Source organism: Bacteroidota bacterium, from assembly GCA_037133915.1.
Taxonomy (GTDB): domain Bacteria; phylum Bacteroidota; class Bacteroidia; order Bacteroidales; family CAIWKO01; genus JBAXND01.
The window spans coordinates 22,774-31,591 of record JBAXND010000050.1 but is presented as its reverse complement, the minus strand read 5'-3'; the positions used below and the strand labels follow the sequence as shown (position 1 = coordinate 31,591).

Genomic DNA, 8,818 nt, shown 5'->3' with positions numbered 1-8,818 from the left:
AATTTGTTGCGGTTTGCAAAATAATATTCTGTATTTTTATCGGACAATAGTGATTCCTTTTGAACAATATTTTTTCTGGCTTTAGATAGCTTTGCAAACCATCCCCGTGTTGTGTCGTTATCGTGAGTGCCGGTATAAACAACATTCTCCGCAGAAAAATTATCGGGATGAAAATTATTCTGCGGGTTCCCGTCAAAGGCAAAATGAAGCAACTTCATACCCGGCAGTTTCATTTTTTTCATGATGAGCGCTGCTTCTTCGGTCATAATGCCCAGGTCTTCGGCAATGAGGTTGAGCGGGCGGAGGTGTTTCTTTAACGCACTGAAGAACTCCATTCCCGGGCCTTTCAGCCACTTGCCGTTTTCTGCGGTCGTCTCACCGTAAGGAATGCTCCAGTATCTGGTAAAACCTATAAAATGGTCTATTCTTACATAATCAGTCTGTTCAAGCGACATACGTATGTTATCAATCCACCATTTATAATTTGTTTCCCGGTGTTTCTTCCAGTTGTACAACGGGTTTCCCCAGAGCTGCCCAGTGGGGCTGAAACCGTCGGGCGGAAATCCGGCTACGTGTTTTGGAAAGCCTTTGCCGTCAAGGTCAAACAATTCGCGGTGTGCCCACACATCAGCGCTGTCGTGCGCTACAAATATCGGGTTATCACCAATAATGGAAATGCTTTTTGAATTCGCGTATTTTTTCAATGCCATCCATTGTTCGCTGAACAGAAATTGCACAAAACGATGATAGCGAATCCTGAATTCCAAAACATTTTTGTAATAAGCCATAGCTGCCGGTTTCCGCATGCGAATATCTGCATGCCACGCTGTCCATGGCATCAATCCAAAATGCTCTTTCAGCGCCATGTACAACGCAAAATCATCGAGCCAGTAGGTGTTTTTAGCGCAAAATCTCTTGAAATATTTTTGGTCAATCGTCCCATTATTATCATTAAACTTTTTGAAAGCCTTTAGTAACAATGGTTGTATGAATTTTTCAGCATTTCTGAAATCAACCCGTGTTTGAGGATTTATTTTTGGATAACCGGCGTCCTTCAGTTCAATTAAACCCTGATCGGCTAATATTTCAGGCGATATAAATATCGGATTTCCAGCAAAGGCCGATAATGCCTGATAAGGAGAATCGCCGAAACCGGTAGGATACAGAGGAAGCACTTGCCATAACTTTTGCCCTGCCTGGGCAAGCATGTCGGCAAAGCGGTAAGCCTCTTTCCCCAATGTGCCTGTAGCGTAAGGCCCCGGAAGGGATGTCGGGTGCAATAGAATTCCGCTGCTTCGTGTCATGTGCATGATTTGCTTTGTTTTTGCTTTTTGCAAATTTACGATGAAAACTATGGCATCGAAAAAATTCTTACTTTCGCAGGGTAATGATATTTTTATGGATTTTCTTTACCAGATAGGACGTTACATAATGCTGATGGGGCGGGTATTTACCAAGCCCGAAAAAGGTTCTATTTTCAGAAAGCAGGTTGCTTTTGAAATAGACAGTCTTGGGATTGATTCTCTGGGTATCGTGGTTATCATCTCAATTTTTATGGGAGCAGTTGTTGCTATTCAAACAGCCTACAATATTGACAATCCGCTGGTCCCCGCATATACCGTGGGATTTACAACACGTCAGTCAATTGTACTTGAGTTTTCACCCACCATCATCAGTTTAATACTGGCCGGAAAAGTGGGCTCACGTATTGCCGGCGAAATAGGCACCATGCGCGTTACAGAACAAATAGATGCGCTCGAGATTATGGGCATAAACTCCGCTAATTACCTGATACTTCCCAAAGTTGTCGCAGCCCTGATTATTTTTCCTGTAATCATTTCAATCAGCATGTTTTTAGGCGTTTTTGGAGGTTATCTGGCATGTATCTTAAAAGAAGTCGTCACTTCTTACAACTACATCAACGGTATACAGTCGTTTTTTGTGCCTTATGAGGTGTTCTATGCCCTTGTAAAAACGGCCATATTTTCTGTTATCATTACTTCGGTTGCTGGTTTTTATGGGTATTATACGCATGGTGGTGCGCTTGAAGTAGGCCGCGCCAGCACCAAGGCGGTGGTTCAAAGCAGTATTCTTATCATACTGTTCAATTTGCTCATCACACAACTCATGCTCTGATGATAGAAGCGCGTAACATAATCAAATCATTTGCCGGAAGGGATATTCTTAAAGATGTTTCCGTTACGTTTGAGCGCGGCAAAACCAATTTGATTATCGGACGCAGCGGTTCAGGCAAAACGGTGCTTATGAAATGCTGTGTAGGGCTTTTTGAAGTCGATAAAGGCATGATTCTTTATGATGAACGGCCTTTCACAACCATGCACCTGAAGGAGCGCAAACTCATACGTCAGGAAATTGGAATGATGTTTCAGGGAGGTGCCCTCTTTGATTCCATGACGGTTGAAGAAAATGTAATGTTCCCTCTGAATATGTTCACCGAACAGGTAACGGAAGAAAAACGCGACCGCGTGAACTTTTGCCTGAAACGTGTTCAGCTGGAAAACGTGAATAAACTTTATCCCTCCGAATTATCGGGCGGCATGAAGAAACGTGTTGCCATTGCCCGCGCCATTTCCATGAACCCGCGCTATCTTTTTTGCGATGAGCCCAACAGCGGCCTCGACCCGGTTACATCCATAGTCATTGATAACCTCATCAGCGAGATAACGAAGGAATACCAAATTACAACGGTTATCAATACGCATGATATGAATTCAGTGATTGAAATCGGCGACAAGATAGCCTTCATATATCAGGGACAATTATGGTGGGAAGGTGATAAAAATGACATTCTGCATACCGATAATCGCGAAATCAATGATTTTGTTTATGCCACCGAGCTTACGCGCAGGTTGAAAAAATAGTATAATTCATCAGCAGTGCCATGAACTATCTTGATATCATTATCATCATTCCGGTAATACTTTTTGCTTTTCTCGGCTTTCGCAAAGGACTTATTGTTGAGCTGGCAACCCTGGTGGCACTTGTATGCGGCATTTTTGCCGCTATTTATCTGAGCAGCTATGTTTCGGGTATTCTTGTGAACTCTTTTGGGATGAATGAACGTTACGTGCAGGTGGCTTCATTCGTCATCATATTTATCGGCGTAATTATTTTGGTTCGCCTGCTGGCAAAAATCATTGAAAAGGGGGTGAATATGGCGGCACTGGGAATCGTGAACAAGATACTGGGCAGTGTTTTCAGTATGTGCAAAATCGTGTTCATCCTGAGTTTGCTGATCTGGGTATTCAACAAAGTGGACATCAATCAAACCATGATTACGCGCGAAAAGCGCGACAATTCGCTCTTATATAAACCGGTTGGCGCCGTAGCTCCGCTCATTATTCCCAAAGTTAAAGAAGAAGTGGAGCGATTGAAAACGCAGCAAATGCCGGTTGCACCTGCTCCCCGACCGAAATAAATTTCACACTGTTAATCTTCCAAAATCGCCTTCACTCCCGGAAGTTCACGTCCTTCAATATATTCGAGCATGGCGCCGCCGCCCGTTGAAACGTAACTGATTTGGTCGGCAAGGTTATACTGATTGATGGCCGCAACCGAGTCGCCACCACCAACCAGCGAAAACGAACCGCTGATGGTTGCACTGGCAACAGCAATGGCCATGGCTTTGGTGCCCTGTTTGAATTTTGGAAGTTCAAACACACCCATAGGCCCGTTCCACAAAATAGTTTGTGATTTGTTGATGATTTCGGCAAAACGACGGCACGATTTTTTACCGATATCAAGCCCCATCCAGTTATCTTTTATTTTATCGGCAGCGCTGTCTTTTATGTTCGCTTCATCCGAAAACCCGTCGGCAATAATAACATCGGTGGGGATATACAGGTTTACCCCGCGAAGCATCATTTCCTGCACCATATCCTTCACAGGCTGCAGCCAATCGTCTTCAACCAGCGAATTGCCCACCTTGCCCCCAAATGACTTGATAAACGTAAATGCCATACCGCCGCCAATAATAATGTTGTCAACCTTGCTGACCAGATTGGTGATGATAGACATCTTTGTTGAAACCTTGGCTCCGCCTATGATAGCCGTAAACGGAGGTTTGGCATCGTATAAAATGGAATTGAGGTTATTCAGTTCGTTGGCAAGCAGCTTCCCGAAATATTTTGCTCCGGGGAAAAAGCGCGGCAATACCGCCGTCGACATGTGTGCACGGTGCGATGTGGCAAAAGCATCGTTCACGTAAGCATCACCTATCTTGGATAATTCGCGTGCAAAATCTTCGTCCGCTTTTTCTTCTTCAGGATAAAAACGCAGGTTTTCAAGCATTACCACATCGCCGGGCTTCAGCTGTGAGCATACATCAATGGTTTTTTGCCCGAACAGGTCGCGGGTAAAAATGATATTTCTGTTGAGTAGTTTCGAAAGTCGTGGTACAATGGGTGTAAGCGAATAATCCTGTTCAAATCCGCCCTTGGGCCGACCTAAATGCGACATCAATATCACAGAACCGCCGTCATTCAAAATTTTCTGAATGGTAGGTACCGATTCGCGGATGCGTGTATCGTCGGTAATCTGGCGGTTGTGGTCGAGCGGAACATTAAAATCTACACGGATCAGGACACGCTTATTCTTAAAATTCACATTGTCGATGGTTCGGTCAGAGACTTTTATATTCATAGGGACGGTTTTTTATATAGGGTAAAAATAGAAAAAATACATTTCGATTTGATTAACAGAATCTTTGTTTGTCAGAAATTAATTAACAAACACGATATTATTGTTATGATTTTTTGCAAGCCGTTGATATTTAATAAATTAAAGATATGCTTCTGTGACCGGATAAAGTGTCGGGATTTTGTATCTTTGCGCCCGATAGTAAAAAGCTGACCATGAAAAAACTTATTTTACCCATTTTGATGCTGCTGCCTTTCATATTAAAAGCGCAGGACGAAAGTAAATTCGGAATTCATTTTTCAGGGTATGTGAAAAATGATGTTTTTGTTGATACCCGCGAAACAGAATCGTTGCGCGAAGGTCATTTTTATTTGTATCCGCTGAACATTAAAAATGATAAAGCAGGCGAAGATGTGAATGCGAAAATGAATTTTAATATACTCTCCATACAAACCCGTGTGAGCGGCGCCATTACCGGTCCCGATGCGTTCGGAGCCAAAACCTCCGGTCTGATTGAAGGCGAATTTTTTGGGACTCAAGACGCCAATACCAACGGTTTCCGTTTGCGTCATGCTTATGTAAAACTCAATTGGAAGACAACAGAATTGTTAATGGGTCAGACATGGCATGTTTTCATGAATCCAGAATGTTACCCGGAAGTTATTAATGTGAATACAGGCGCGCCCTATCAGCCGTTTGCACGCAACCCGCAAGTAAGGCTTACCCAATCATTGGGCAAATTTAAAATTGCGCTTGCCGCGATGTCGCAACGCGATTTTACAAGCCCCGGCGGATCGCTTTCGCTGCGAAATTCAGCCATCCCCGAAGCCGCCCTGAGGATTCAGTACGGTACAAAAAATGATGCCAACGGAAGCGAATTTCTCATAGGCCTTGCCGGCGAATACAAATCACTTACGCCGCGCCTTGTCAGCGACAGCAATTATAAAACTTCGGAAACGGTGAACAGTCTGGCTTCTGAATTTTTCATCAAATACAAAACGAAACCGCTTACTGTTAAAGCGGCGGCTGTTTATGGCCAAAACCTTTACGATCTCAGCATGATTGGCGGCTATGCAATCAAGTATACTACGGATACGGCAATCCTGAAAAAAGACCTCCGCAGTTACACACCGCTCAATACACTTGCAGCATGGGTTGAATTAATGACCAACGGTAGTAAGATTCAGTTCGGTTTGTTTGGCGGGTATTCAAAAAATATGGGCTCACTGCAAAATATCCAGAACTGGACATCCGAATCATCTTATTTTGGACGTGGCAGGAATCTGGCTTATGTTTACCGCGTTTCGCCGCGAGTTGTGTTTATTTCGGGCAAGACCCGCTTTGCGCTTGAAGGTGATTACACTTCAGCGGCCTATGGAAATAAAATCAACAGTTTGGGTGAGGTAAGCGATATCAAAGCTGTATCAAATATACGCCTGCTGTTTGCCGCGTATTATTTTTTCTGATTAGCGTTTATCAGCTCCTGAACTTTATTGTATAAATCTTCGCCCCGAAGATTCTTAGCAACTATTTTCCCTTCTCTGTCCAGTAAAAAGGTGGCTGGAATGGATTGTACAGAATACGTTTTTGCGGCTTCGGAATTCCAGTATTTTAAATCGCTGACATGTGTCCAGGTGAGTTTATCTGCTTTAATTGCCGATACCCATGCGGGCTTTGCTTTATCCAGCGATACGCTGAATATTTCAAAACCTTTAGAGTGAAATGCTGCATATAATTTAACCATGTTTGGGTTTTCTTTGCGGCACGGTCCGCACCAAGATGCCCAAAAGTCAATTACTACTATATTGCCTCGTAAAGAGCTGAGCGCAATCATTTTTCCATTGGTATCGGGTTGATTGATTTCGGGTGCCACGGCGCCGATAAACAAAAGACCTGTTGATTGTATTTTATCATGCAGGCTGCTTACAAAAATGTTATCCGGATATTTGGCAAAAAGTGCGGCATCTACTTTTTTATAGGCATCATAATTTTCGTCGACAGGCAGCCTGTCGGTAAGGAATAGAATGGCAAGCGATGAAGGGTTATTTGCCATAAAATCAAGAATAAACTGAGCCTGTTTCGTCTCAAGTGCCTTATATTGAACATTCAGCACTTTAAGTAAGGAGTCAATTTTTGGCGAACCAATGTTCATCTGGTAAACATTATTCAGGCTGTCCATCTGGGTTTTAAATCGGTTCAGCTGACGTTCATTCTGGCGTACAACTTCAGTAATCGGCGACCCTTTGATAACAATGCTTGATGCAAGGTCGGTGCCATCGGCTGTAATTTTTATTTTTTCGCCGGGCTGCAGCACCATCATTATAGAATTATTTTGATCTAATTGCAGTTTGAAAAAATCAGTTTTTACAATGGTGGCTAGCAATGTAAATTTTCCTGTTGTATCTATTTGCTGCTGTGTCAGTATAGTATTCTGTTGTCCCATCTGGTAAAGGCTGGCGCTATTAAACCGATTATTTTTAATCACCACATCGATGGTAACATTGGGAGCAACGGTTTGTGCAATAGCTGTGACCGATATCGACAGCAGCATGAAAATCACGAATATCCGACAGATTGTTTTCATTGTGTAATGGTCTTTATTATTGTTGGAAAACTGCAGCTTTAATAACAGAACAGCCGGAAAAGATACTGTCCGGCTGTTCTGGTTTGTGTAACAAGTTTGTTTCGCCTAACCTTCTATAACGTTTACGTTCGAGGCTTGAGGTCCTTTATCAGCGACCGTAATCTCGTATGAAACGGCTTGACCTTCTTCGAGCGTTTTAAATCCTTGTCTCATGATCTGTGAGTAGTGAACAAACACATCACTTCCGTCTTCTCCGGTGATAAAACCAAATCCTTTAGTTTTATTGAACCATTTGACTTTTCCTTTGAGCATTAAACGAATCCTCCAATTTTAAAAATTAATGAATGAATAGAATCAGAAATAAAAACAATGCTATTTCTGAATATTTTAAGTGATAAACTAGTTTAGGTTAAGCTCTTTTTTAACCAGTGGCATAATGTCTTCAGTAGGGTCGCTGTATAGAAGCACGCCGAGTCCAGCATCGAAGATGTAAGTATAGGCATTGTCTTTGGCAACTTTTTCAATCGCTGCTTTGGCTTTGTCGATAATCGGTTTCAGAAGTTCGTTTTGTTTCTTCTCTAAGTCCGTCTGAGCCGATTCCTGAAAGGTTTGAATACGTTCCTGAATATCCTGAAGCTCTTTTTGTTTGGTTGATTTAATCAGTTCAGTCATTTTGCCTTCACTGGCCTGATAATCTGCATATTTGGCTTCGAGCTCGCTCTGCATACCCTTTAACTGGGCGTCCAGATCTTTGGCATAATCCTGAAGTTTAGCCTGAGCAGAATCCCGTCCGGGCATAAGTTTAAGTAATTCATTCGAATCAATATGTCCGAATTTCTGTTTTTTCTGGGCAAAAGAAGTTGCCGTTAATGAAAGAAAAGAGATAATTAAAATTAAACTAAGATAACGTTTCATTTTCTGTAAGTTAGATTATTATCAATGATTAAACGAGCACAAATATAATAAAAATCCGAACAAAAGACCTGAGGCTATTCTTTGTCAGGGTTGTCTGTTTTGTTGTTTTTATCGTCTTTGTCGTTGCCGGTTTTTATAGCACCCGGTTTGTATCCAAGCTTTGAAAGCACTTCGTCGCTTTTATCATATTTTGCGTTGGCATAAAGCATGCTTGTGTTTCCTGTCTTATCAAGAATAAAAGCATAGCCTTGAGCATTGGCAAGATCTTCAACGGCGTCATACACTTTGTCCTGAATCGGTTTTATTATTTCCTGACGTTTTTTAAACAAGTCACCGTCTTTGCCGAAGCGTTTTTTTTGCAAATCTTTGGCTTCTTTTTCTTTCTGGATTATTTCATCCTTTTTTTTCTGTTTCATATCCTCGGGCAGCAAAACCGATTGGGCTTCAAAGTCTTTGTAGAGTTTATCTACGGCGGCAAATTTTCCTTCAATTTCTTTTTGCCATTCAAGCGAAAGCTTGTCAAGTTGATCCTGTGCGTCTCTGTATTCAGAGATATTCTCAAGGATATATTCGGTATCAACAAATGCGAATTTTTGTGCAAAGCTGAACGCGGTAGCAGCAAATATCAGCAGGCCGGTTACAATAATTTTTTTCATGTTG

At 42.2% G+C, this 8,818-nt stretch carries 10 protein-coding genes; 4 read left to right on the top strand and 6 right to left on the bottom strand.

Annotation, left to right across the window (positions count from 1 at the left end):
* Positions 1 to 1,310 (bottom strand): 4-alpha-glucanotransferase (gene malQ / locus WCM76_14010; protein ID MEI6766742.1); only part of this gene is annotated, 1,310 nt, incomplete at its 3' end.
* 43 nt (positions 1,311 to 1,353) lie between these two features.
* On the opposite strand from malQ, the gene WCM76_14005 reads away from it, so the two are divergent.
* From WCM76_14005 to WCM76_13995, 3 genes are read left to right on the top strand one after another with little or no spacing between them, the layout of a single operon-like run.
* The gene (locus WCM76_14005; GenBank protein MEI6766741.1) at positions 1,354 to 2,136 is read left to right on the top strand and encodes an ABC transporter permease; all 783 of its coding nucleotides are present in this window, start codon (positions 1,354 to 1,356) and stop codon (positions 2,134 to 2,136) included.
* Positions 2,136 to 2,882 (top strand): ATP-binding cassette domain-containing protein, encoded by a 747-nt coding sequence (locus tag WCM76_14000; GenBank protein MEI6766740.1) that lies wholly within the window; start codon positions 2,136 to 2,138, stop codon positions 2,880 to 2,882. The genes WCM76_14005 and WCM76_14000 overlap by 1 nt, the downstream gene beginning before the upstream one ends.
* 20 nt (positions 2,883 to 2,902) lie before the next feature.
* A complete protein-coding gene (locus WCM76_13995; GenBank protein ID MEI6766739.1) occupies positions 2,903 to 3,439 on the top strand; it encodes a CvpA family protein in 537 nt (178 codons plus the stop codon).
* Between the two features lie 11 nt (positions 3,440 to 3,450).
* Here WCM76_13995 and WCM76_13990 read toward each other — a convergent pair whose 3' ends face one another.
* A complete protein-coding gene (locus WCM76_13990) occupies positions 3,451 to 4,662 on the bottom strand; it encodes a phosphoglycerate kinase (protein ID MEI6766738.1) in 1,212 nt (403 codons plus the stop codon).
* Between the two features lie 212 nt (positions 4,663 to 4,874).
* Here WCM76_13990 and WCM76_13985 point away from each other — a divergent pair, with 212 nt between their 5' ends.
* A complete protein-coding gene (locus WCM76_13985; GenBank protein MEI6766737.1) occupies positions 4,875 to 6,125 on the top strand; it encodes a hypothetical protein in 1,251 nt (416 codons plus the stop codon).
* Here the strand turns inward: WCM76_13985 and WCM76_13980 are convergent.
* The 4 genes from WCM76_13980 to WCM76_13965 form a co-directional block, all read right to left on the bottom strand.
* Positions 6,113 to 7,243, bottom strand: a complete 1,131-nt coding sequence (locus tag WCM76_13980; protein ID MEI6766736.1) for a TlpA disulfide reductase family protein — start codon at positions 7,241 to 7,243, stop codon at positions 6,113 to 6,115. The two genes, WCM76_13985 and WCM76_13980, sit on opposite strands and share 13 nt — an antisense overlap.
* 105 nt (positions 7,244 to 7,348) lie before the next feature.
* On the bottom strand, positions 7,349 to 7,555 hold the full coding sequence (locus WCM76_13975; protein ID MEI6766735.1) for a cold-shock protein: 207 nt from the start codon (positions 7,553 to 7,555) through the stop codon (positions 7,349 to 7,351).
* 87 nt (positions 7,556 to 7,642) lie between these two features.
* Positions 7,643 to 8,158 (bottom strand): OmpH family outer membrane protein, encoded by a 516-nt coding sequence (locus WCM76_13970; protein ID MEI6766734.1) that lies wholly within the window; start codon positions 8,156 to 8,158, stop codon positions 7,643 to 7,645.
* A gap of 74 nt (positions 8,159 to 8,232) precedes the next feature.
* Positions 8,233 to 8,814 carry an OmpH family outer membrane protein gene (locus tag WCM76_13965; protein MEI6766733.1) on the bottom strand — a complete coding sequence of 194 codons (582 nt, stop codon included), beginning with the start codon at positions 8,812 to 8,814 and terminating at the stop codon, positions 8,233 to 8,235.
* Positions 8,815 to 8,818: the final 4 nt, after the last annotated feature.

What these genes read in the sequence shown, in the direction of transcription:
- WCM76_13975 (MEI6766735.1), bottom strand. Translation starts at nt 7,555, where the DNA reads ATGCTCAAAGGAAAAGTCAAATGGTTCAATAAAACTAAAGGATTTGGT.
- WCM76_13985 (MEI6766737.1), top strand. Translation starts at nt 4,875, where the DNA reads ATGAAAAAACTTATTTTACCCATTTTGATGCTGCTGCCTTTCATATTA.
- WCM76_13980 (MEI6766736.1), bottom strand. Translation starts at nt 7,243, where the DNA reads ATGAAAACAATCTGTCGGATATTCGTGATTTTCATGCTGCTGTCGATA.
- WCM76_14005 (MEI6766741.1), top strand. Translation starts at nt 1,354, where the DNA reads ATGGCATCGAAAAAATTCTTACTTTCGCAGGGTAATGATATTTTTATG.
- WCM76_13965 (MEI6766733.1), bottom strand. Translation starts at nt 8,814, where the DNA reads ATGAAAAAAATTATTGTAACCGGCCTGCTGATATTTGCTGCTACCGCG.
- WCM76_13970 (MEI6766734.1), bottom strand. Translation starts at nt 8,158, where the DNA reads ATGAAACGTTATCTTAGTTTAATTTTAATTATCTCTTTTCTTTCATTA.
- WCM76_13995 (MEI6766739.1), top strand. Translation starts at nt 2,903, where the DNA reads ATGAACTATCTTGATATCATTATCATCATTCCGGTAATACTTTTTGCT.
- WCM76_13990 (MEI6766738.1), bottom strand. Translation starts at nt 4,662, where the DNA reads ATGAATATAAAAGTCTCTGACCGAACCATCGACAATGTGAATTTTAAG.
- WCM76_14000 (MEI6766740.1), top strand. Translation starts at nt 2,136, where the DNA reads ATGATAGAAGCGCGTAACATAATCAAATCATTTGCCGGAAGGGATATT.